Origin of the sequence: Burkholderia singularis (assembly GCF_001718875.1) — a bacterium.
In the GTDB taxonomy this organism is placed as follows: domain Bacteria; phylum Pseudomonadota; class Gammaproteobacteria; order Burkholderiales; family Burkholderiaceae; genus Burkholderia; species Burkholderia singularis.
Map to the genome: position 1 here is coordinate 329056 of NZ_CP013448.1, position 23928 is coordinate 352983.

A 23928-nucleotide genomic window follows, 5' to 3' on the forward strand; every position below is an offset into this window, starting at 1 on the left:
TTGTTATAACTGGTCGCGGATGCGCACGATGCGCGTCGTATGCGTGGTCGGATCACGATACACGAGCGACGTGCGATCGATTGTCGCGCGATCGTGCTCGATGCGGCCATGCACGAGGAAATAGCTGGAATTGACGTCGATCTGCGTCGAATCGACATTCACATTCGGTGCGCCCGCGCCTCGCAACGCAAGCTGCACTTCGCCGACGTTGCGGAAAAACACCGTCTCGCGCCGCGACACGAGCGCCTGCGCCGACGACACCGACATCCCCGGCACGAGCGCTGCGACCACTTCGGCGGGCGCGGTATTCAGGTTCACCGGCGTCGTCGTCGGCAGCACCGTGACGAACGGGCGCAGGCGCTCGACCATCTCGGGCGTCACGCCTTCGACGTCGAGCAGCGAATCGATGCTCGTCATCACGAGCGGCGTGGGGCCGCGGCCGTCGCCGCCCGCGAGCCCCGGATCGTCGGTGAAATTGCTGCTGCCGCCGCTATCGGGCATCGGCTCGGGCGCATTCGCGGCACCGGGCAGCGTGGCGGTCTGGAAACGCGTGGCCGATTGCTTGAGCCCCGCGCGCACGCGCCGCGCGATGACCTTGGCAAGCTGCTGGTCGAGGCCGAGGCTCGTCAACAGCCGCTGGAACGTCTGCACCTGCGACGCATTCAATTGCAGCGCGCCCGGCGTGGCCGCCGACACCAGATTGCGCAAATTGAACTTCGCCTGCGCATCCTCGATCGAGCCGGACAAATAGGTATCGGAAGTATCGGTCGCGTCGGTCACGCCGATCTTGCCGAGAAAATCCGACAGCTTCGTCTTCGCAATCGGCGCGGCCCAGATACCGCCGAGATACGTGACGCCCGGCGCCGTATCGCCTTCTGAGCGCAGCACCATCCGGGTCCAGTCGAGCGCGCCGCGCGCGATCCACTGCGCCTGCGCGAGCAGCCGCTGGTTTTCGATCCGACGCACCTGCACCTGCTGGCGCCACAGCATCCCGGAGACGAGGATCGCCGACAGTGCGACGACGAGCAACGCGCTGATGATCGCGACGCCGCGCTCGCGGGCGCGAGCGGGCCGGCATGCCGGCGTGGCCGCGTGGCGGCGTGAAGTCAGACGCACGACGAAGGCAAATGCGCGCATGCCGCTACTCCCCGACCAAAAAAACGCGGGTGATCGGCGCATGCAGCGACGTCGCACCGATGCTGACCTCCAGCCCCGTCACCGCGCGCGGCGGCGGCGCATTGCCGAGCTGCGGCACCTTGATCGCATCGTTGTTCTGCGCGAGCGCGCTGTCGGCATCGGGCATGCTGGTCGTCCAGCCGACTTTCGGCACATAAAGGCGCGCATTGATCATGCCGACTCCGCGCATCAGCGGCACCGCGCTCCAGCCTTCGGTGTCGCCGCCTTGCAGCGTGCGGCGCAACGTATCGGCATCGCCGACCGGCGGCGACGCGTAGCGCACGACGCGGCCGCCGGAAATCCGGTAACGCACCACCACGAGCCGCGGCGCAACGCCCGGCGCGTCGAGCGCGCGCACGATCTGCAACGTATCGCCCGAGACGCGCACGGCGGGCTGGCCCGCTTCGTCGTCGGTCGCGGCAAGGCGCGCGTCGATGCGCATCTGGTCGAACATCTGCGCGAACACGCGCTCGTCCTCCATCGCGGCCGACACCTTCTCGCGGCCGCGAATGATCTGGTCGAGCCCGCGCCATGACAGGATCGCGATCACCGCGAGAATCGTGATCGCGATCATCATCTCGATCAGCGTGAAGCCGCGCTGCGCGGACCGCGCCCGCGCGCCAGGCCCGGCGGCCAAGCGAGCAGGCCGGGCGCGGCCCCGTCCGGGAACCTGCCGTGGGCAGCCGTCTGCGCAAACGCGGCGTTTAAAGCGAACGGTTGGTTTCATTCGCGACCACCGTAACCATTTGCGCGAGCACGCCAACATGACCGTTCATCGACACCGCGATCTCGACGCGCCGGAAGACCGGATTCGGCGTCGCGCTCACCCGCTGCGTACAGGTCAATGCGACATTGCCTTGCGAGCAATCGAAAGTCTGCGTGCCGATCTCGGGCCACGCGTGCGCGAGCTTAAGCTGCCCGAGCGCGTTATCGGCGCTCCAGCCGGCAAGCAAGCGCGCGTGCAGATCGGTTTCGCTCGTCGCCATCGAGCCCACCGCGCGAATCGACGCCGCCAGCGCAACCGCGATGATCGCGAGCGCGACGAGCACTTCGATCATCGTGAAGCCGCGTTGCGCGAAACGCCGCCGCCGGGAATGCGCGCGGCCGCGCGCGTCACCGGCACGCGAGCGCGTGCGCAAAACGAGGTGGACGGGAGGGCGCATCGTCAGCGCACCTCGTAGCGGCCATTGCCGGTGCCGACGATCGTCACGCTGCCGACCGCCGAGTAAAGCGTCACGCGCACCGGCATATCGACGCTTTCGGTGCCGAACACGACCCGCTCGGGATGAGTATCCGAGCCCGGATAATCGATCGCCGCGCCTGTCACGCCACCGTCCCAATCGCGCGCGCGCAAAAGATCGTCGCGCAGCGCGCGCCAGCCGTCGCCGGTGCGCACGTCGAACACGAAGCCATGATCGGTCGGACGCCACGAAATCGGCCGTGCGCGCACCTGCGCTTCGTCGCCGGCCGTCTCGAACAGCATCGCGATGCGCTGCGCCTCCTCGCGCAGATCGGTACGCGGGTTGCGCCGCATCGTGATCGACGCGGCGCCGACGAGAATGCCCGCGATCACAAGCACCACAAGCATCTCGAGCAGCGTGAAGCCGCGCTGCGCGAGCGCTGCCCGCGCGCCCCATCCGGCGGACGGGCGGGCGGCGCGCTCGCACGCGCCACGCTGTGGGACGCAGGCGGAACGGATGCCGGGTCGTGCGTACATCGGAAGAATCGGGCGTCGGGCAGGCAGGGCGTCAGCGGCTTACTGCCACGAGCCGATGTCGGTATCGTTGCCTTCGCCGCCTTCCTTGCCGTCGGCGCCGTAGCTGAACACGTCGATCTCGCCATGCACGCCGGGGTTCAGATACTTGTAAGCATTGCCCCACGGATCGTTCGGCAAACGCTCGAGATAGCCGCCGTCCTTCCAGTTATTCGGGATGGGATCGGTCGTCGGCTTTTGGATCAGCGCGTTCAAACCCTGGTCCTGCGTCGGATAGCGGCCGTTGTCGAGGCGATACAGCTTGAGCGCCTGCATGATGGTGCCGATGTCCTGTTTGGCGGCGATCCGGCGCGCCTCGTCCGGGCGGCTCATGATCTTCGGCACGATCAGCGCCGCCAGAATGCCGAGAATCGCCACCACCACCATGATTTCGATCAGCGTGAAGCCGCGCTGACGGCGGGCTGCCTGCGAGCGGCGAGTAATCCACATTTGCATGAGTGCCTTCCTTTTCGTTCAAAAAAGTGCGATGAGCGGACGATGCCCCAACGAAGGGGCCGCCTTCCGACGTATGCGGCACATGCCGCATACGCCCGTCCGCGTGAAGCCGCATTGTAAGGCGTGGCTCACTTCGGGCTTCCACTCAACGCAAATTTCATAATCCTCCGTACAATAACGCGCATGAACGCGCTATCGATCCGGCTCCTTTCCCTCGCCCTGTTCGCGGTACTTTGCGCGACGGCCACTTATTGGGTCATCACGCTGTCCGCGCATCAGGCTCCGCTGCCTGCCGCCGCCGCCCGCGCGCCGGTGCGCACGGAAGACGCCGCAGCGCTGTTCGGCGGACAGCTCACCCGCAATCCGATACAGGACATCCATCTGTTCGGCATTCTCGCGCTGCGGCGCGGCGCGTCCGCGATTGTCGGCATCGGCGGCGACGCGCCGCACGCGGTGTCGCTCGGCAGCGAGATCGCGCAGGGCGCGAAGCTCGCCGAAGTGCGCGACCGTTCGATCATCGTCGAGCGCAACGGCGCACGCTCCGAAATCTTCCTGCCGACCAACACGCCGTCGCCCGCGATTTACGTCCGCTGATTCCCGTTCGCGGACTGACTTCCACCGACGCACAGCCTGCGCGACGCCGGACCGTTCGACCGCGCATCGCGGACGCGATCACCGCGCGCCGCCGCTGCGCTCGAACCCGGCTCGTGGTGCCGTGTCGCGCGGCTGCGGCATCCGACCGCGCCACGCCGCAGCGTGCCTGAGCGCTCCGGCCGCCTCGCGCAATTTGCCCGCTTCACGCCACCGCACTCGCATCGCATCGCATCGCGTCAAGCCGCGCAACCGGCCACCTCCGCATCGGCCGCCGTGCCCGAGATCTGAAATCAGCGCACCGGCCCAGCCACACCGACTGCGTTGCGTCACTGCACCATGTTGTTCAACTCGATGATCGGCAGCATCACCGCCAGCACGATCACGAGCACGATACCGCCCATCGCCAGAATCAGCAGCGGTTCGAGCAGGCTCGTCAAGAACATCGTCCGGCGTTCCAGCTCGCGGGATTCGCCTTCGGCCGCGCGATCGAGCATCGTCGTCACGTCGCCGGTCGCCTCGCCCGAACGGATCAAATGCACCAACACCGGCGGGAACGTCTTCACGTTGTTGAGCGCGCGCGACAGCGCGGAGCCTTCGCGCACGCGCACGATCGCGTCGTCGATGTTGCCGCGCATCGCGCGGTTCGACAGCGTCTCGCCCGCGGCCTGCAGCGCGCGCAGAATCGGCACGCCGGCGGCGCTCAGAATGCCCAGCGTGCTCGCGAAGCGCACCGTGTTGTAGCCGCGCACCAGCTTGCCGGCGAGCGGAGCGGTCAACAGCCACCGGTCGAACGCGAGGCGCGGCCCGTCGCGCGACAGCGTCGTGCGCACCACGTAAACAACGACCGCGATCGCGAGCAGGATCGCCCACCACCAATGCCGAACGAAATCGGACAGCGCCATCATCACGATCGTCAGCATCGGCAATTGCTGCTTCGTGCTCGCGAATACGTTGACGACCTGCGGCACCACGTAGCTCAACAAGAACGTGACGATGCCAAGCGCGATCAGCGTGACGATCGCCGGATACGTAAATGCGAGCAGGATTTTCTGCCGCAGCGCGTTGCTCTGTTCGATGTAATCGGCAAGCCGCGACAGCACGATGCCGAGCTTGCCGGTATGCTCGCCGGCCGCGACGAGCGCACGGTAAATCTCCGGAAAATCGCGCGGATGCTCGGCGAGCGCGTTCGCGAGCGAATGGCCGCCGAGCACCTCGGCGCGGATCGCGGCCATCAATTCGCGAATGTAATCGCGCTCAGCCTGCTCGGTCAGCACGGCAAGCGCTTCGTCGAGCGGCAACCCGGCGACGAGCAGGCTCGCGAGCTGACGCGTGAGAATTGCCTGCTCGCGCTGCGACAGCTTGCGCCCGAGCGCGAGGCGCTGGCTGCGCTCGCCGCGCGAGCGGCTCGCGGCCGGCTCGACGACGAGCGGAGTCAGCCCTTGCGTGCGCAGTTGTCCGCGCGCATTGCGCGCGCTGTCGGCTTCGACGACGCCTTTTTGCGCACGTCCCGACGCGTCGATCGCTTCGAAACGAAATGCCGGCATGACGCTACGCGCCTCCTGTCACCCGAAGCACTTCTTCGAGCGACGTCGCGCCCGAGGCAAGCCAGCGCTGCGCATCGTCGCGCAGCGTGCGCATTCCGCTTGCCCGGCCGGTGGCGAGAATCTCCGCGTCGGCCGCGTTGCGGTGGATCAGCGTGCGGATCGCTTCGTCCACCACTAACAGCTCGTAGACGCCGCGCCGGCCCGTATAGCCCGAGTGCCCGCATTTGTCGCATCCCACCGGATGCCAGACCGAGCGGCCGTCCTCGTGCCGCTCTTCCTTGCACGCGGGGCACAGCTGCCGCACCAGACGCTGCGCGAGCACGCCCAGCAGCGACGACGCCAGCAGATACGGCTCCACGCCCATGTCGGTCAACCGCGTCACCGCCGAGGCCGCATCGTTCGTATGCAGCGTCGCAAGCACCAGGTGGCCGGTGAGCGACGCCTGCACCGCGATCTGCGCCGTTTCCAGATCGCGGATTTCGCCGATCATGATCACGTCCGGGTCTTGCCGCAAAATCGAGCGCAGCGCACGCGCGAACGTCATGCCGATCCGTTCGTTCACCTGCGTTTGCCCGATTCCGGACAAGTCGTACTCGATCGGATCCTCCACCGTCATGATATTGGTCGTCGCCGTCTCGAGCCGCGACATCGACGCATACAGCGTCGTGGTCTTGCCCGAGCCTGTCGGGCCGGTCACCAGCACGATCCCGTGCGGCCGCGAAATCAGCTTGTCGAACTGGGTGAGCGTATCCCGTCCCATGCCGAGCGCTTCGAGGTTCAGCCGCTGCGCGTCTTTCTCGAGCAGACGCAGCACCGCCCGTTCGCCATGCCCGGTTGGCAGAGTCGACACCCGCACGTCCACCGGCCGCCCGCCCACGCGCAGCGTGATGCGGCCGTCCTGCGGCAGCCGTTTTTCCGCGATGTCGAGCTGCGCCATGATCTTGATGCGCGAAATCAGCGCGCCGTGCAGCGCCTTTTTCGGCCGCACCACGTCGCGCAACGTGCCATCGACCCGGAACCGCACCACCGACGCGTTCTCGAACGGCTCGATGTGAATGTCCGATGCCTGCTCGCGCGCGGCCTGCGTCAGGAGCGCGTTGATCATTCGGATGATCGGCGCATCGTCTTCCGATTCAAGCAGATCCTCGACCTCGGGAATATCCTGCATCAACCGCGACAGATCGACTTCGCCCTCCACCTCGCCGACGATTTGCGCCGCGCTGCCGTCCTGCCTTGCGTATGCTTGATTGATCGCGAGCGCGAGTTCGTCGGCCGGCACGCGCACGGCGGAGATGGCACCGAAGTTGCGCGCGATCTCCGCGAGCGCCGCGGTGTTGGTGCGCTCGCTGATCCATACTTCGAGCGCGTCCGCGTGCTGATGCGCGACCAGAATCTGACCGGCCTTCGCGAACCCATACGGCAGCAGCCGCGCGGCGAGCGGCGACGGTGCGGCCCGTTCGCCGGACGCGGCGGCGGCGGCAGCGGCGGCGAGTGCTTCGGTCATGGCTGCGCTCCAGGCGCTCCGGCCGGCGGATAAGCGCTCGAGGGCGCTGCATTGGCCGGCGCCGGGGCAGGGGCGGCCGCGCCGCTTCCCGGCTTCGGCGGCCACGCCTGCGAGCGCCGCATTTGGTCCAGATCGAACAGATTCATCGCCGGCGAGCCGCCCTGGCTCGGACCAATCGGCATCGGCGGCACCACCGGGTCATCCTTGTCGCGGATCACGCGGTTATCCGATTTGTATGCGCCCGATACGCCTTGAATGTAGTCGTAGCGATTTGCGGTCACGGCCTGCGCAGTCTCGCGATCGTTGATGATCACGGGACGCAAGAACACCATCAGGTTGGTTTTCTGGCGAGTCTTGCCTTCCGAGCGGAACAACTGACCGATCCACGGAATGTCGCCTAACAGCGGCACCTTGCTGTTCGATACCTGATAGTTGTCCTGCATCAATCCGCCCAGCACGATGATCTCGCCGTTGTCGGCCAGCACGGTCGACTGAATCGAGCGTTTCGTGAACGTCGGGCCTGGCGAATTGGCGGATGTCGTATTCGTGCCGGGCACCACCGCCGAATCTTCCGTATACAACTGCAGTTTCAGGATGCCGCCCTCGGTGATTTGCGGTTTCACGTGCAGCGTCAGGCCGACATCGCGCCGGTCATACGTGTTGAACGCATTGGCTGTCGTGCCGCTGGTCAGGTTCGAGTACGAGCCCGTCGGAATCGGCACATTCTGACCGACGACGATCTTCGCTTCCTCGTTGTCGAGCGTGACGAGATTCGGCGTCGACAGCACGTTCGCATCACTTGAGCCAGCGAAGAACTGCAACAGGCCGCCAAGTCCTTGCACACCGAACATGTTGCGCAGCCAACCGATATTCAGGCCGCCCGTAATATTGCCCAGCGACGCCAGCGTGCCGCTCTGGCCAGCGGCTTGACCGGTCAGCGCCCCCGCCGTCAGGTTGACGATGCTGTTGCCGAGCCCGCTCTGTCCCGTTACCAGATTAGTGCCCGCATAAAGCGCATTGTTTGCGATCTGCCACTGGATCCCGAGATTGCCTTGCGTCGTCGCCTGCAACTCGACCACTAACGCCTCGATATACACTTGAGCGCGCCGCGCGTCGAGCTGGTCAATCACCGCCCGCAGGTTTCGATACACCGGGTCCGCCGCGGTGATGATCAGCGAGTTCGTCGCTGCGTCCGCCTGGATCATCCCGCCCGGCTGATTGTCATCGCCCTTATCCTTATCGCCGCCCAGAAGCCCCGCGGTACCGAGCCCGCCGCTCGAGCTAGCCGACCCGCCGCTGCCCGTCGATCCCGACGAAAGCCCCGACGGCAGCGGCGGCGTGCCCGACATGCCCGTCGAAAAATTCGAGCCGCTCGACGACGAACTGCTGTTCTGATTGAACGAATTCGCATCGTTCGAGCTTGCCGACGAGCCGCTGTCGCCGCCCTTGCCGAGCATCCCGCGCAGCGTCTTCGCCAGCTTCACCGCATCCGCGTTGCGCAGCGGCACCACGTGCATGTTGCCCGGCACGCCGCTCGGCGAGTCGAGCTGCTGCGCGAGCTTCTTGGCCGCCGCGAGCCGCGATTTGTTCGACGCGCGCAACAGCAGGGCGTTAGTGCGCGGGTCCGCCTGCACCGTCACCTTCAATGTCGCGTCGGTGTTGCCGATCGCGCCCGGATCGAGCAGCTTCGAGAGCTGCGTGGCCACGTCGATCGCGTTCGAATTCTTGAGCGGCACCACGGCCACCTGCGCACCCGCCGCGCCGTCGACGCCCGCGATGATCTGCGCGATGCGCCGCACGTTGTCGGCATAATCGGTGACGACGATCGTATTGTTGGCCGGGTAGGCGGTGATCGTGTTGTTCGGCGAGATCAGCGGCCGCAGCACCGGCAGCAAGTTGTTCGCCGACTCGTTACGCAACTCGAAGACCTGCGTGACCACCTGGTCGCCGCGCGCCTGCGGCGCATTGCCGATATAGGTAGGCACGCCTTGCAGTTTCGCGTCCGCCTCCGGCACGACCTTCAACACGCCGTGGTCCTGCACCAGCGAGAAACCCTGCATCCGCAACGCCGATTGCAGCGTCTTCAATGCCTGATCCTCGGGCACCGGACGCTCCGACACCAGGTTCAACTGTCCCTTGACACGCGGATCGACGATGATCGTCTTACCCGTGGCTGCGCCGATCGCCTTGGCGACCTGGTCGATGTCCGCATTGACGAAATTCAGCGTGACCTGAGCGTGAGCGGCCTGAGCGGCGACAATGCCGGCAACGATGAGCGCCGTTGCGACGCGTCGCAAAACAAAGCGAGTTCTTGTCATGGAGTGATGGATCAATGCCGGCGGCGGCCGTGTCCGACGGTATTACATAAGGTCGATATCAAAAGAGCAGACATTAGCAGTTTTTCATGTCCGAAATATCACATTCGACTGAGGGCTGTCTCACTTATGCCATAAAAACAATCGGGAGCACGCTCCGCATGGAAAATGTAAGGTTTCTTGCCGGGCCGCATACGAAGCTCGAACCGAACAGGCATGTAGCCCGCGGCAAGGCCGTCTCGCAACTGCAGCGCCACCGGCCTGATAGCAGTCCGAACCAACAACAGCACGGGCGGTTACAGGCCGCACGGCTGCTTGTCACATCGACGCAACCCGTTGTGCGGATATGATACGGGCCGCCAGCAGGATGCCGGGCGAAAACCGCGTGCGGGTTTTCCCACCCCTCATTTCCGTCGCGACAATAAATATGTAAATAATACATATTATTTTTGAAAGAAAGCCGGTTCGCAGCCCGCATTGGTATTGTTGACGCAGACAATATCCCTGCACGGCCACTCCGCAGCCATGACGGTGTGGCGCCGGTTCCTTCCCATGAGCAACAAATCCAGTGCGAATCGCCTGTCTTCTTGAAAAGCCAATTGGCTTTTCGATTGTTCCAACCGCTGCCGGCAAAATTTCCGCCTCTCGAAATCACCATCTCTCGGCAATCGCTTTTCGTATCCAAGTCAAACCAGATGGGCCTGTGGATTACTTCGCCAAAACCCTTTAATTATCCTGTGACCCACAATGCATTCCATTGACAAATTCACCAATCATGGCAGGCGTGGAATTCATTCCGCCTTGTCAAAAATCCTGATCGCGCACCGTCCCCGCATCAATCCGTCTTGTCCGGCAAATCCGCTATATCTTGCTTCCACACCTTTTTACAGGCACATCAATATTACTGCCCAAGCGATGGAAAAACATAACGAAAAACCACCATTTTATATTTTAAAATTACCAATCACATTACGCGAAATCCATTAAAAATCCATTTTAAATTAATACAAAAATTACCCGATATCAAAAAATTTAATCCAAATAAAATCGATTGAATTCACACCCATTTACCGATACCGAAAGTTAATCCTCGTTTAAATCGGCAAATGAAATTTTTTCAAAATATGCGAAAAAAATTTCCGCCACCCGAACAAACGGCAGGCAGCCCGCCGGGCGGCAGGTATGATACGATCCGAAAACGCTTCGCCCTTGCCAGGAAAAAACAAATAGCCCCCTAGTTGGATACTAGTTGGCTCTATTTAGCCTCTTTTCCCGAACTCTTATTTTTCGATAACGATGCGACCGCTCCTAGCCTCGGTATTTTTGTTCGCCGCATGGCTCGTCAGCGCGCCGGCTTATGCCGATTGCTACGACAGCGCCGCGCGATACCACCAAGTCAACCCGCTGATTCTGCGCGCGATCGCTTGGCAAGAGTCACACAACCGCCCGGACGCGCTCAACAAAAATACGAACGGCACGACCGACTACGGCATCATGCAGATCAACTCGGTCCATCTGCCGGTGTTGTCCCGCTACGGAATCACGAAAGACACGCTGATGGAGCCGTGCAAGAACGTCTATATCGCCGCGTGGCATCTGCGCCGCATGATGAATAAGTACGGCAATACGTGGCAGGCGGTCGGCGCATACCATTCCGAGACCCCGTCGCTGCGCGACAAGTATGCGAAGCAGATCTTCGATATCCTGACTCAGTGGAAGCTGATCCCTTCGCAGCAAGCGCAGCGCTGAATGGGCAAAACCGAGTCGAACTGAGCGAACGCCAATCCGATCGGCGGGGCCGAAGCCATAATCCACCGCCACCTCGCGAATCCAGCTGTCAATATTTGATGCACAATGCGGCTTTTCCCGCCGCTTGCCCGCGCCGGCCACAGCGCCGGTGCCGCCCCGTTTTCATGGCGCGCGGCGGCTCGCTTTCCGCTTTTTCATGGGTGCGCACCGCAATGAACCAGCCGTTGCCCGTCACCGTGCTGTCCGGCTTTCTCGGCGCCGGCAAGACCACGTTGCTCAATCACATCCTCGCGAATCGCGCCAGCCTCAAGGTTGCCGTGATCGTCAACGATCTCGCTGCCGTCAACATCGACGCCACGCTCGTGCGCGATGCCGCTGCGCTGTCACACGTCGAGGAGCGTCTCGTCGAGATGTCGAATGGCTGCATTTGTTGCACCCTGCGCGACGACCTACTCGTCGAAATCCGACGCCTTGCAGCCGAAAACCGCTTTGACGCGATCCTGATCGAATCAACCGGCATTGCCGAGCCGATGCCGATCGCCGAGACATTCACGTTCGTAGACGACGACGGCTCGACGCTCGCCGATCTCGCCCGCCTGGACACGATGGTCACCGTCGTCGACGCCTTCAACTTCCTGCGTGATTACGCACGCGACGACGGGCTCGCCGAACGCGGCCTGGGCGCGACCGACGACGACGACCGCACGCTGGTCGAGTTGTTGATCGAGCAGATCGAGTTCTGCGACGTGCTCGTCGTCAACAAGGCCGATCTCGTCGACGCTAACGAGCTTGCGCGCCTGCAGCGCATTCTCGCGCGACTCAATCCGCGCGCGCGGCAGGTCGTCAGCCGCTTCGGCGACGTGCCGCTCACGGAAGTGATCGATACCGGACGCTTTGACTTCGAGGCAGCCGCCAATGCACCGGGCTGGCTGACGTCGCTCGAACATCGCGATCACGAAGATAGCGAAGGCCATACGCATGCGCACAGCGAGGCCGACGAATACGGCATCGGCCACTTCGTCTATCGTGCCCGCCGGCCGTTCCACCCGCAGCGGTTCTGGGCGCTGCTGCATGAAACCTGGAACGGCGTGCTGCGCAGCAAAGGTTTTTTCTGGCTCGCGACACGCAATGACGTCGCCGGCTCGCTGTCGCAGGCGGGCGGCGTATGCCGGCACGGTCCGGCCGGGCACTGGTGGGCTGCGCAGGATCGCGCCGAATGGCCGGAGGCGGGCGACGAACTGTACGACGAGATTGTCGCCGACTGGCACGGCGATCTTGCCGACACGTCGATCGGCGATCGTCGGCAGGAACTCGTGCTGATCGGCGTGGGAATCGACGCGGCCGCATGGCGTGCGAAGTTCGACGCATGCCTGCTGACCGATGCCGAATATGCGGCCGGCGAGCAGGCATGGGCAGCCTATGCCGATCCATTCCCTGCATGGGACATCGACGACCATGATGATCATGACCATCATGATCACGACGACGATCACGGCCACGATGCTGAAATCGTGCATCGGCACTGATCGTCAAAGATTGAAAAAATGCGCAGGCAGCGTAGCAAAAAAGCTGCATCCCAAAAGAAAAACCCGCTGATTACAGCGGGTTCTCGTTCGCGAACAGCTCGTCTCAGCGCTTGTTCACTGCGTCCTTGAACGCCTTGCCAGCCGTGAACTTGACCGTCTTGGCTGCCGGGATCTTGATGGTTTCGCCCGTCTTGGGATTACGGCCAGTACGCGCAGCGCGCTTGCCCGAACCGAAGCTGCCGAAGCCGATCAGTTGAACTGCGTCGCCTTTCGACACAGCTTTCTTGATCACTTCGAGGAGCGTGTCCAGCGTTTCGCCGGTTTGAGCCTTGCTGGCGCCCGTTTGGGCGGCGACGGCGTCGATCAGTTCCTGTTTGTTCATTAAGGTTCCTTTCCAGGTTGGGTTGACACGTACAGCGCGAACGCGCCGATTATACGTGCGCGAACCGTGCCGTCTACACCGTCTACAGCGTGTGGCAACGGCACAGCGCAGAAGTACTGCGCCGCGCAACGCACCGCCGGGCGGGCCTTTCGGCCGCTCCGCGATACGGCGCTTGCTATGATAGCGCAGCGCAAACCCAATAACGACAAGGGTTTCAAAGAATTTCGAGTAAATTTTGACGTACACGCCGCGCGCCGCGCGGTTTTCGAACTGCGCAAGCCGGCTTTGCCGCGGGTCGTCCTCGGCCTGCGCGCCGCCCCGTTGGTTTTTGCCAACGCCAGGCGGGACAAGGCTTTGCGCGCCTTGCGCTTTCCATTTGTTTCGCATGCCAGACCGAATCGTTCCCGCTACGCTCGTCGTCCGCGAAGACGGCACCATCGTTTCACCGCGGTACGGCGACATCTATCACAGCGCGGCCGGCGCGCTCGCGCAGGCCGACCACGTATTTCTGCGCGGCAACGGCCTGCCTCAACGTTGGCGCGGCCGGCAAACTTTCACCATCGTCGAGACAGGTTTCGGCATCGGATGCAATTTTCTCGCGACCTGGGCCGCGTGGCGCGACGATTCGTCCCGCTGCGAGCGTCTTCACTTCGTATCGGTCGAGAAGCATCCATTCACGCGCGACGATCTTCGGCGCGCCGCTGCGCATATCGTTGCGCATACAACCACTGCGCCGCTCGCCGACGCGCTCGCGAACGCGTGGCCTGCACTTACGCCGGGCCTGCATCGGCTCGAATTCGACGATGGCCGCGTTACGCTCACGCTCGCGTTCGGCGACGCGCTCGACATGCTGCCGTCGCTTGTGCTGCGTGCGGATGCGTTTTATCTCGATGGCTTTGCACCGTCCAAAAACGCGGATTTATGGTCAGCCAGCATCTTCAAATCGCTGGCGCGGCTCGCCGACGAGCGCGCGACGTTCGCCACCTATACAAGCTCGAGCGCCGTCAGGCGTGCACTCGACGAAGCAGGCTTCGCGTGCCGGAAAGTCGCGGGCTTCGCCAGCAAACGCGAGATGCTCGTCGGCGAATTCGCGCCGCGCTGGCGCGTGCGCCGTCACGAGCCCCCACGCGCATTCGCCACCGGCACACGCGATGCGCTCGTGATCGGCGCCGGGCTTGCCGGTTGCGCGATTGCCGAGCGGCTCGCCGCACGCGGCTGGCGCGTGACGCTCATCGAGCGGCACGCCTCGCTCGCCAGCGAAGCATCCGGCAATCCCGCCGGCGTATTCCACCCGATGATCGCGCGAGGTGACAACCTCGCGGCCCGTCTGTCGCGCGCGGGCTTCTTCTACGCACTCACGCGCTGGCGCGCGCTCGAATGCGCGGGCCATACGTTCGCCCGCAGCCAAAGCGGGCTCGTACAGCTTGCGTCGTCGGCCGACGAATACGAGCGGATGTGCAACAGCCTCGCCGCCCTCGATGTGCCAAGCGAACTCGCATCGGCGTTGTCGCACGACAGTGCGCAAACGCTATTGCAAACGCGCGTCGATCATGGCGGCTGGTTTTTCCCGCAAGGCGGCTCGGTCGACCCGGCAGCGCTTGCCATCGCGCAATGCACTGCGGCGCAAGCGCGAGTCATCTGCGCTGATGTGGCGCGGCTTCAGCAAAGCGCGGATGGTCGCTGGCACGCACTCGACGCGGCCGGTACGGCCCTCGCGCAGGCGAGCGTCGCAATCGTCGCGAACGCCGGCGACGCCGCGCGCGTCGCCGGCGTTCGGCATGCGCCGACGCAACGCGTGCGCGGCCAACTCACGCTGCTGCCGGCAGGCATCGCGCCCGCCGTGCCGGTACCCGTGATCGGCGACGGCTATGTCGTGCCACTGGCCAATGGCACGACGCTCACGGGCGCGACATACGAACCCGACAACGCAGACCTCGCCACAAACGACGCAAGCCACCGCGACAATCTGGCACGGCTCCAGCGATTGCTGCCGGCCTTCTCCACGGCCACCGCACCCGGCAAGCTCGCCGGCCGCGTCGGCTTTCGCTGCGTTGCTAGCGACCGGCTGCCGCTCATCGGCGAGCTTGCCGACGAAGCCGCGGCCGGCCTGAATGCCGCCGCACTGACAGGCGCGCAGCTTCGCGACGTGCCGCGCGCCACGGGCTTGTATGGCGCTTTCGGCTACGGCTCGCGCGGGCTCGTCTGGGCAGCCCTAGGCGCGGAATTGATCGCTTCGCAAATCGAAGGGGAACCGTGGCCGCTCGAGCGCGAACTCGCCGAGGCTATCGATCCGGCCCGCTTCCTGCTCCGCGCATTGCGGCACGGGCGGTTATAGGCACGGCCGTTTGATCGCCGCCACCTGGGCCGCACACAGGCAGGCAATCGAGTTATCCACCCATTCATGTGGATAACTCGGTGAAATAAATACTTGATTGCTGTGCAATCGATGTGGACGTAAACGGGGTAACTTGGCAGAGCCGCACAGAAACCGAAAAGTTGTTCATCGAAACACTGTGCGGACAAACAGGCTGCACAGTCGGTTATACGAGATGCAAGCCGATGATCTGCTTATGTAAACCTGGGTTATCCACAGAAATTTGCGTGGTTTGTTAACTTCTACTACATATATATACAGGTAAACCACAACCCTTAAGACAGCCACCGCTTGCGCGCCTAGCCGGCTGCACCAAATCCGGACCGGACCGCAACAGCTGTGGCACAATCGGTCACCTTCACGCAGGTCATGGCGTTTTGCCACGCTTGCATCAACGGAACGGTCGGCGCGAATCCGAATCTGATAGTCGAGCGCGCTTTCCATTCACACACGCCAGGCCGACCCTAGATCGGTCAAGGCCCGACTGAGCATCACGCTGCTATCGGCGGCGCGGGCTTACCCCATGTCCTGCCGGTCATCCGGAACAACGAACAACCGGGCAACCGCATTCAGCGCGCATCATTCGCTCGACTCGCTCGATCCGCGTCGCCGGAGGAGGTTGCCTTCCAAAGGAGAAGTCACCACGATGAAGTCAGCGTTTTCGTTTCTACCCAATTGGCCGCTCGCCCCGGATGCGGTTTTCTGGGCCGGTTTCGCGCTTTTCGCGGCGGGCCTGTGTGGCGAGCTTTGCTATCGCGCGTGGCGCCTGCCGCGGATCACCGGTTATGCGGTGATCGGACTCATCGCCGGCTCATTCGGCTTCGGGGTGATCGACGCGAGCACCGACGACACGCTGCGGCTGCTCATCAATGTCGCGCTCGGACTGTTGCTGTTCGAACTCGGCAGCCGTCTCGATTTGCGCTGGATCCGCCGTAATCCGTGGTTGATCGCCTCAAGCCTTGCGGAGGCCACGCTTACGTTCGTGCTCGTGCTCGCGGTGTTGTTGCTGCTCAAGGTGCCTGGAATGATCGCGATCGTGGTCGCCGCGGTCGCGATTTCGACATCGCCCGCAATGGTGATCCAGTTGAAGACGGAACTGCGCGCGGAAGGGCAGGTGTCGCAGCGGCTTATCACGCTGTCGGCGCTGAACAGCGTTTATGCAGTGGTCCTGACGAAACTCGTCACGAGCTGGCTGCATCAGGAAGCCTACGGCAATGTGTTCGCAACGATCCTGCAGCCGATCTATTTGCTCGCCGGCTCGCTTATCGTCGCGTATCTGTTCGCGCGCGCGTGCAATTTCCTGTTCAGGCACGTTACGTCGACGATGCGCGACGAGCACTCGTTCGTGGCACTGTTCGGGCTCGTCGTGCTTGCGATCGCGGTCGCGCAGGCGCTGAAACTGTCGACCATGCTGACGCTGCTGCTGGCCGGCATCATCGTGAAGAATCTCGAAGCGCGGCCGCAGCTTTGGCCCGAGCATTTCGGCACGGCCGGCTGGCTGCTGACCGTCATCCTGTTCGTGCTGACGCTCACGTCGTTCGAATGGCACGACGTAGTGACGGGCGGCGTCATTGCGGCCGCGCTGATCGTCACGCGCTTCGTCGCGAAACTCGTCGGCGTGCTCGCGTTCGCCAAGCCAAGCGGACTCGGCGTCAAGCAGGGCGTCGCGCTCGGTTTTTCGCTCGTGCCGATGTCCGCGCTCGCGTACCTGCTCGTCGACGATACTTACCAGCTCTACCCGAATTTCGACCCGCTGCTGCGCGAGGTCATCATGTGCACGATCGTCGTGCTGCAACTGGTGGGGCCGCTTTTCGTCTATCGCAGTTTGTCGACCGTCGGCGAGCGGCGCGATGCCAATTGATCCGCGCCGCGCGTTTTTTTGCTTCGTTATCCGGAACTCGTCATGGCACTCGAAACCTTCGTCAATTCCGAACCGTTCACGTTCGGCGTCGAGCTTGAAATCCAGATCGTTAACACGCACAACTACGATCTAACGAAAGCGTCGTCTGATCTGATGCGGCTCATCAAGGACGCGAAGTTTCCCGGCAACATCACGCCCGAGATCACCGAAAGCATGATCGAACTATCGACCGGCGTATGCCGGTCGCACGATCAGGCATTGAGCGAGCTGCACGCGATTCGCGACACGCTCGTCAGCGCGGCCGACCAGCTCAACGTCGGCCTGTGCGGCGGCGGCACGCACGCTTTCCAGCAGTGGAGCGAGCGGCAGATCTTCGATGCACCGCGCTTTCAATACATCTCCGAGCTGTACGGCTATCTCGCAAAACAATTCACGGTGTTCGGCCAGCACGTGCACATCGGCTGCCCGGATGCCGACAGCGCGCTGTTCCTGCTGCACTCGATGTCACGTTTCATTCCGCACTTCATCGCGCTGTCGGCATCGTCGCCGTATGTGCAGAACGTCGACACTGGTTTTCATTCTGCACGCCTGAATTCCGTATTCGCGTTTCCGCTGTCGGGCCGCGCGCCTTTCGTGCTGTCGTGGAGCGACTTCGAGGAATACTTCACGAAGATGGTCAACACCGGCGTCGTCAACAGCATGAAGGATTTCTACTGGGACATCCGCCCGAAGCCCGGTTACGGAACAATTGAAGTTCGCGTGATGGACACGCCGCTGTCTGTCGACCGCGCTGCTGCGATCGCATGCTATATCCAAACGCTCGCACGCTATTTGCTGCTCGACCGACCGCTCAAGCTTTCCGAAGACGACTACCTCGTCTATACGTTCAACCGTTTCGAAGCGTGCCGATTCGGGCTCGACGGCACCTGCGTCAACCCGCAAACAGGCGAACGGCAAACGATTGCGGAGGACATTCTCGACACGCTCGACAGGATCGCGCCGCATGCCGCTGCGCTCGGCTCGCGTGCGGCGCTCGACGAGATCGGCGCGCTCGCGAAGGCGCGCGTCAACGATGCGACATGGTTGAGAACGGTTTTCAAGCAGGAAAAATCGTTGAACGAAACAGTGCGCCAACAGTGTCTGCGATGGAGAGAGTGAAAAAACAGTTTTTCTGATCGAGGACACGATCGGTGCGGGCGGGTCTAGGTTTACTGAGCTGTATACCGTATGTAAACGTAGTAATAGTTAACAAGCACGGGGCAGTTCTGTGGATAACCTTCGATTTCACCGTAAAGTCAAAGACCTGTGAACTGGACAACAATGCGGATCGGACAAGGGATGCCAGAGAATGGTTCGGGATGGAAAGAGACCATGCGCAGCCGGTAGCCGGGTTGTCAAGAAGTGGTGCACAGTCTGTTCGAGTTGTTATTCAGTGGTTGTTCATAGGTTGAGTGGGATAACTTAGCTGTGCGATTTTCCGCTCTCGCTTAGAATGTCAGCTTCGTGGAGGTTGGCTCCGACGGGAGCCGAAGCCGCGTACAGGTTCGCAGCGTGTGCCTCGCGGCGAACATGGCGGACGCGCTGTTCTGGCGCGCCGTTTTTTTGAGTCAGAGACCGAGACCTGGTCTCCCCACAAACGGCCGCCTCAAGAAGACGGCCGGCAACAGCGAAAAGACTATGAGCGAAGGTGTTTACGGGAATCAGGCTGCGGGGCGCGTGACCCACAGTCTGTTGCGGTTGGGCACGGCCATGCGTAGCCAGGCCTGGGATTGGGCGGAAGGCGCGGGGCTGACGCCAACACAAGGTGAAATCCTTGTGCTGCTTTTGCAGCGCAAGGGGCCGATGCGTCTCGGTGAGATCGCGCGTGAAACGCAATTGACCGCGGCGACGACGAGCGACGCGGTAAGCACGCTCGAGCACAAGGGGCTCGTCGAAAAGCGTCGAGCGCTCGACGATGGCCGTGCGCTCGCCGTGCGCTTGAGCGCGCGCGGCCGCACGGCGGCAAAAAAAGCGCTGCAGTGGCCGGACTTTCTGTCAAAGGCGATTGGCGCGCTCGGCAGTGACGAGCAAGGCTTGCTGTATCGCACTTTGCTGAAAACATTGCGCGAGCTGCAAATCAACGGCGATATTCCGCCGCATCGAATGTGCGTGACTTGCAAGCACTTCCAACCGGGCAAGCAGGGGCGCAAGCTCGGATATCGTTGCTCGCTGCTCGATCTGACGATGACCGACGCCGATTTGCGCCTCGATTGCACGGTGCACGAGGAAGCGGACGTCGCGACGCAGAAAAAGACCTGGAAGATTTTCGCGCAGGCCTGATGCTGCGCGCCGAGCGCAATACCGTTCGAGCCGGAGGCCTCTGATGAAGGGTGAAGTCGTTGCTGTTCGTCACGTGCATTTCGAGGATCTCGGCAGTTTTGAACGGGTGCTCGGCGAGCGCGGCCGCCGGGTGCGATATGTCGACGTCGGCAGTATGCGCATCGAGGCGCTCGACGCGCTCGAGCCGTCGCTGCTGGTCGTGCTCGGCGGGCCGATCGGCGCATACGACGATGCGCGGTATCCGACAACCCGTGTGCTGGCCGAGTTGATCGGCAAACGCATCGATGCCGGATTGCCGACGCTCGGCGTGTGTCTCGGTGCGCAGTTGATCGCGCGCGCGCTCGGTGCACACGTGTATCCGGCGGCGCACAAGGAGATCGGCTGGACGCCGCTTGCGCTGACGGAGGCGGGGCGTGCGTCGCCGCTGCGCCATGTTGACGGTGCGTTGACGTCGATGCTGCATTGGCATGGCGACACGTTCGATCTGCCGGCAGGTGCGGTTCATCTTGCATCGACGCCGGCGTGCCGCAACCAGGCTTTCTCGTGGGGCACGTCTGTGCTTGCGCTGCAGTGTCATCCGGAAATCCGGGCGGATCATTTCGAGCTTTGGCTGATCGGTCATGCCGCTGAGATCGCGGCTACGCCTGGAACCGATATCAAACGTTTGCGCGAAGCAGCGGCGCAACTGGGACCGACGCTCGAACGCGCGGCGCATAAGATGTTTGGCGAGTGGCTCGATTCAGTCGGGTTGTGACGAGGTAGCCGGACCGCCGGTTCTCGCCGATGCCAATGTAGGCAGTACGAAATCACGCCGATTGGCGTGTCCCATCGCTTGTCACGCACGCCGTTCATTGCCGCGTCGCGGCCGGCAAGCCGTTTGAGCGCATGCTAATCTCATCGGGTTCTCTATTTCGCGAGCGGCCATTCGATGAGCGCCTTGTTTTCTCCATTCACGCTGCGCGGCGTGACGCTTGCCAATCGCATCGTGATCTCGCCAATGTGCCAATACTCGGCCGAGCATGGCAGGGCCGGCGCGTGGCACCTCATCCATCTTGGCCACCTTGCGCTGTCGGGCGCGGCAATGTTGTGTCTCGAGGCGACGGCGGTCGAACCGGACGGCCGCATTTCCCCGGCCGATCTCGGTTTGTGGGACGACGCAACCGAAGCGGCACTCGAACCCGTGTTGGCGGCGATCCGCCGCTATTCACCGATTCGCGTCGCGATCCAACTGTCGCATGCGGGCCGCAAGGCGTCGAGCGACGTGCCGTGGAACGGCGGCAAGCTCATTGCGCCCGAAGCCGGCGGCTGGCGGCCATTTGCACCGTCCGGGCTGGCTCATCGTGAAGACGAGCCGCCCCCGCACGTGCTCGATGCGACAGGGCTCGAGCGCATTCGACGTGCGTTCGATGCGGCCGCGCGTCGCGCGGCGCGTCTTGGCATCGATGCAATCGAAGTTCATGCGGCGCATGGCTATCTGCTGCACCAGTTTCTTTCACCGCTTGCGAATCAGCGCACCGATGCCTACGGCGGCTCGCGCGAAAACCGGATGCGCTTTGCGCTTGAGATCTTCGATATCGTGCGCGCGGCGTTTCCGCAAGACCGTCCGGTCGGTGTGCGAGTCTCCGCGACCGACTGGGTGCCGGGCGGTTGGGAACTTGACGATACGATTGCGTTCGCGCACGAACTGAAAAAGCATGGATGCGATTGGATTGACGTGTCATCGGGCGGCGTGTCGCCGCGGCAGAAGATTCCGCTGTCGCCCGGTTACCAGGTGCCGTTTGCGCAGGCCGTCAGGCACGCGGTTGGTTTGCCGACGATCGCGGTCGGCCTTATTTCGGAGCCCGAACATGCGAATCGGCTGATTGAAACGGGCGATGCCGATTTTGTCGCGATGGCGCGCGCGATGCTTTACGATCCGCGCTGGCCCTGGCACGCGGCGGCCAAGCTCGGCGCGACGGTCGACGCGCCGCCGCAATACTGGCGCTCGCAACCGCGCGATCAAAAGATGCTGTTTGGCGAAGCACCGTTCGGCCAGCGTTGATGCGCTGGTAAATGGCCGATCGCCGCCGCGCCGAATAATTGGTGCGCATTGCGTTTCCATTCGAGTTGAACGATGCAATCCTGACCGTGTAGCATTCGATGATTCGCCGCTCGCCGGTGTGCGCTGCGCGTGCATGGCGCGCGGGCGGTGCGGCCCGTTGCCGTGTTGGGGTGCCGTTTCAATTCCAGCTTATTTCACAAAGGATTCGTTCGATGAGTTCACGCAGGATCGTGGTGCGCCTCTCCGGCGTTCACGGCAAGGGCGTATTCGCCGCAGTACCGATCAAGTCGGGGGAGCGCGTGGTCGAATACAAGGGCGAACGAATCTCGTGGAAAGAGGCGCTGCGGCGTCATCCGCACGATCCGGATCAGCCGAATCATACGTTCTACTTCGCACTCGACAACGGCGGCGTGATCGACGGCAAGATCAACGGCAACAGCGCGCGCTGGATCAATCATTCGTGCGCGCCGAACTGCGAGGCTGAAGAGATCGACGGGCGGGTATTCATTCGCGCGTTGCGCGACATCAGCGAGGAAGAGGAACTGTTCTACGACTACGGACTGGTGATCGACGCACGCCTGACGAAGAAGCTCAAGCGTGAATATGCGTGCCATTGCGGTGCGCCGACGTGCCGAGGCACGCTGCTCGCAGCAGTGGAAGACGACGGCGGTAAGAAAAAGAAGAAGGCGAAGAAGGGCGGCAAGGACAAGAAGAAAAAGAAGGCGTGATACGCGAAGACGGTTGCGGGCGGCCGGCGCAATCGTGTGCAACCTGATGGGCTGGCCGCCGCGCGGGCGTTTTCATGTTTGTGCCAGGCTGGCCTTCGCGTGGTCAAACGGCTCAAACGGAAGCCGCCGGCGATTCCGAAACATGCGGCGACGGCACGGATGGCGTTGCGGCAAGCGGTACGCGCACGATGAAGCGCGAGCCGCCGCCGGCGGCGTCCGCATACGAAACGGTTCCTCCATGCATCGCGACGATGTCGTGAACGATCGCAAGACCGAGTCCCGCGCCCGATTCGACACCGCCTCCGTTTTGCGCATCGCCACGGAAAAAGCGTTTGAAGAGATCGGCTTGCTGGCCGGCCGGCACACCGGGGCCGTTGTCTTCGACGACGATCTCCGCGGCCGGCTTGTCGCCGCCGCGTTCGATCCGCGAGACGTTTACGGTGATCCGCGCGCCTGCCGGCCGTGAGAGCGGCACGTATTTCAACGCGTTATCGAGCAGATTGGCGATCACTTCGCGCAGCAGTACCGGATTGCCGCGAATGACCAGCGGCTCGTCGTCGGCACGACCGTCGCCGCGCTGGAAGCCGAAATCGACATGCGCGGCGAGGGCGCGCGGCACCCATTCGGCGCCGGTCTCGAACGCGAGGCCGGCGAGATCGACATCGACGAAGCGCGCAGCCTGTTCGCCCGGCTCCGCGCGTGCAAGTGACAGAAGCTGATTCGACAACCGCACCGCGCGGTCAGCGGCCGAGCGCAGCTCACGCACCGCGTTGAGCGCCTGTTGCGGCTCGCGCGCGACGGCAGCCTGCTCGGCGTGCAATTTGATCGCGGTGAGCGGCGTGCGCAACTGGTGCGCGGCGTCGGCAATGAACTTGCGCTGGGCGTCGAGCGCGGTTTTCAGACGGCCGAGCAGGGCGTTCATCGCGTTCGTGAGCGGCTGAATTTCGAGCGGCACCTCGGTTTCGTCGACCGGCTCGAGCGACGTATGCGTTTGGCGGTTCAGCGAATCGGCCAGATGCGTGAGCGGGCCGAGCTGCTGATTGACGACGCGCCATACGATTCCCCAACCGGCGAGCAGCAGCAGCAGCAGCGGCATCATGATCGCGACAAGGAACTCGGCTGCGATCCGGTAACGGTAACGAACCGGCTGCGCGACCTCGACGAGCATTGGATTGCCGCCTTCCAACGGTTGTTCGACACGGATCTGGGCGACACGCACCGCCTGGTTGTCGTAGTCGGCCTCGAACACATACGCAATATGCATCCGGCGCACGCTCGTGCCCTGCAGCGGCAGCTTCGGATCGCCGGCGAGTTCGTGCTCGCCGTCGCTGATCCGGTAGATCAATTGCTCGTTGGGATCGGAAAACATCGCTTGCGCGAGCGGCGGAACCGTGAACGGCGCGTCCGGGCCCGCGATCTGGATCTGTTTCGAGATCGCCGTGGCGAGATCGGCAAGCGAACGGTCGACGACGTGCTGCGTGTATTGCCACGCGAGCCAGTATGCGATGAGGCCGCTCATCAATGCGAGCATCGATAGCGGCGCGGCGAGGCGCCGCAGCAAGGTGCGGCGCAGACTGGTCGGCACGGCCGGTTCAGCGGACATCGC

Annotated in this window: 20 protein-coding genes and 1 pseudogene; 10 read left to right on the forward strand and 11 right to left on the reverse strand. The window is 63.2% G+C overall.

The features are described 5' to 3' along the window. Window positions 1–3: 3 nt before the first annotated feature. The 5 genes from gspK to gspG form a co-directional block, all read right to left on the reverse strand. The gene (gspK, locus tag AQ611_RS01540) at window positions 4–1137 is read right to left on the reverse strand and encodes a type II secretion system minor pseudopilin GspK (RefSeq protein ID WP_059517075.1); all 1134 of its coding nucleotides are present in this window, start codon (window positions 1135–1137) and stop codon (window positions 4–6) included. Window positions 1138–1141: 4 nt separating this feature from the next. Next, entirely contained in the window at window positions 1142–1903 is a 762-nt protein-coding gene (locus AQ611_RS01545) for a PulJ/GspJ family protein (RefSeq protein ID WP_059517073.1), read from the reverse strand. Then, entirely contained in the window at window positions 1881–2234 is a 354-nt protein-coding gene (gspI, locus tag AQ611_RS01550) for a type II secretion system minor pseudopilin GspI (protein WP_059517906.1), read from the reverse strand. Before gspI ends, AQ611_RS01545 begins: the two co-directional genes overlap by 23 nt. Window positions 2235–2341: 107 nt before the next feature. After that, window positions 2342–2893: a GspH/FimT family pseudopilin gene (locus AQ611_RS01555; protein WP_082711923.1), complete on the reverse strand. Its 552-nt coding sequence runs from the start codon at window positions 2891–2893 to the stop codon at window positions 2342–2344. Between the two features lie 39 nt (window positions 2894–2932). Continuing rightward, window positions 2933–3385, reverse strand: coding sequence for a type II secretion system major pseudopilin GspG (gspG, locus tag AQ611_RS01560; RefSeq protein WP_059517071.1), 453 nt, complete (start codon window positions 3383–3385; stop codon window positions 2933–2935). Window positions 3386–3568: 183 nt separating this feature from the next. Here gspG and AQ611_RS01565 point away from each other — a divergent pair, with 183 nt between their 5' ends. Continuing rightward, window positions 3569–3979: a hypothetical protein gene (locus tag AQ611_RS01565; RefSeq protein WP_059517069.1), complete on the forward strand. Its 411-nt coding sequence runs from the start codon at window positions 3569–3571 to the stop codon at window positions 3977–3979. 326 nt (window positions 3980–4305) lie between these two features. Here AQ611_RS01565 and gspF read toward each other — a convergent pair whose 3' ends face one another. Genes gspF through gspD form a run of 3 tightly spaced genes read right to left on the reverse strand, consistent with a single transcriptional unit; the run spans window position 4306 to window position 9345 of the window. After that, entirely contained in the window at window positions 4306–5523 is a 1218-nt protein-coding gene (gene gspF / locus AQ611_RS01570) for a type II secretion system inner membrane protein GspF (RefSeq protein ID WP_059517066.1), read from the reverse strand. A 4-nt stretch (window positions 5524–5527) separates the two neighbouring features. After that, a complete protein-coding gene (gspE, locus tag AQ611_RS01575) occupies window positions 5528–7027 on the reverse strand; it encodes a type II secretion system ATPase GspE (RefSeq protein ID WP_059517064.1) in 1500 nt (499 codons plus the stop codon). Beyond that, complete coding sequence (gspD, locus tag AQ611_RS01580; RefSeq protein ID WP_059517062.1) at window positions 7024–9345, reverse strand: type II secretion system secretin GspD; 2322 nt, start codon at window positions 9343–9345, stop codon at window positions 7024–7026. The genes gspE and gspD overlap by 4 nt, the downstream gene beginning before the upstream one ends. 1293 nt (window positions 9346–10638) lie before the next feature. Between gspD and AQ611_RS01585 the strand changes: the two genes are divergently transcribed. Together AQ611_RS01585 and AQ611_RS01590 are read left to right on the forward strand one after the other, a co-directional pair. Then, on the forward strand, window positions 10639–11091 hold the full coding sequence (locus tag AQ611_RS01585; RefSeq protein WP_069233560.1) for a lytic transglycosylase domain-containing protein: 453 nt from the start codon (window positions 10639–10641) through the stop codon (window positions 11089–11091). Between the two features lie 212 nt (window positions 11092–11303). Beyond that, a complete protein-coding gene (locus AQ611_RS01590) occupies window positions 11304–12617 on the forward strand; it encodes a GTP-binding protein (RefSeq protein WP_069235087.1) in 1314 nt (437 codons plus the stop codon). 103 nt (window positions 12618–12720) lie between these two features. On the opposite strand, the gene AQ611_RS01595 is transcribed toward AQ611_RS01590, so the two are convergent. Then, window positions 12721–12999, reverse strand: coding sequence for an HU family DNA-binding protein (locus tag AQ611_RS01595; protein ID WP_006401505.1), 279 nt, complete (start codon window positions 12997–12999; stop codon window positions 12721–12723). Between the two features lie 385 nt (window positions 13000–13384). On the opposite strand from AQ611_RS01595, the gene mnmC reads away from it, so the two are divergent. The 3 genes from mnmC to AQ611_RS01610 all read left to right on the forward strand — a co-directional run bounded on the left by mnmC (window position 13385) and on the right by AQ611_RS01610 (window position 18392). Further along, window positions 13385–15334 carry a bifunctional tRNA (5-methylaminomethyl-2-thiouridine)(34)-methyltransferase MnmC2/FAD-dependent 5-carboxymethylaminomethyl-2-thiouridine(34) oxidoreductase MnmC1 gene (gene mnmC / locus AQ611_RS01600; protein WP_069233561.1) on the forward strand — a complete coding sequence of 650 codons (1950 nt, stop codon included), beginning with the start codon at window positions 13385–13387 and terminating at the stop codon, window positions 15332–15334. Window positions 15335–16019: 685 nt separating this feature from the next. Further along, window positions 16020–17234, forward strand: coding sequence for a cation:proton antiporter (locus AQ611_RS01605; protein WP_059517056.1), 1215 nt, complete (start codon window positions 16020–16022; stop codon window positions 17232–17234). Between the two features lie 42 nt (window positions 17235–17276). Then, window positions 17277–18392, forward strand: a complete 1116-nt coding sequence (locus AQ611_RS01610) for a YbdK family carboxylate-amine ligase (protein ID WP_059517900.1) — start codon at window positions 17277–17279, stop codon at window positions 18390–18392. Window positions 18393–18695: 303 nt separating this feature from the next. Here AQ611_RS01610 and AQ611_RS24315 read toward each other — a convergent pair. After that, a pseudogene (locus AQ611_RS24315) lies at window positions 18696–18959 on the reverse strand (diguanylate cyclase). On the opposite strand from AQ611_RS24315, the gene AQ611_RS01615 reads away from it, so the two are divergent. The 4 genes from AQ611_RS01615 to AQ611_RS01630 all read left to right on the forward strand — a co-directional run bounded on the left by AQ611_RS01615 (window position 18912) and on the right by AQ611_RS01630 (window position 22322). Beyond that, a complete protein-coding gene (locus AQ611_RS01615) occupies window positions 18912–19553 on the forward strand; it encodes a MarR family winged helix-turn-helix transcriptional regulator (RefSeq protein WP_059517898.1) in 642 nt (213 codons plus the stop codon). The pseudogene AQ611_RS24315 and the gene AQ611_RS01615 overlap by 48 nt on opposite strands. A gap of 43 nt (window positions 19554–19596) precedes the next feature. Next, entirely contained in the window at window positions 19597–20307 is a 711-nt protein-coding gene (locus tag AQ611_RS01620) for a glutamine amidotransferase (protein WP_069233562.1), read from the forward strand. A 174-nt stretch (window positions 20308–20481) separates the two neighbouring features. Then, a complete protein-coding gene (locus tag AQ611_RS01625; protein ID WP_059517051.1) occupies window positions 20482–21594 on the forward strand; it encodes an NADH:flavin oxidoreductase/NADH oxidase in 1113 nt (370 codons plus the stop codon). A gap of 212 nt (window positions 21595–21806) precedes the next feature. Beyond that, window positions 21807–22322, forward strand: a complete 516-nt coding sequence (locus AQ611_RS01630) for an SET domain-containing protein (protein ID WP_059571448.1) — start codon at window positions 21807–21809, stop codon at window positions 22320–22322. A gap of 112 nt (window positions 22323–22434) precedes the next feature. Here AQ611_RS01630 and AQ611_RS01635 read toward each other — a convergent pair whose 3' ends face one another. Further along, window positions 22435–23925 carry a sensor histidine kinase gene (locus AQ611_RS01635; protein WP_069235088.1) on the reverse strand — a complete coding sequence of 497 codons (1491 nt, stop codon included), beginning with the start codon at window positions 23923–23925 and terminating at the stop codon, window positions 22435–22437. Window positions 23926–23928 lie beyond the last annotated feature (3 nt).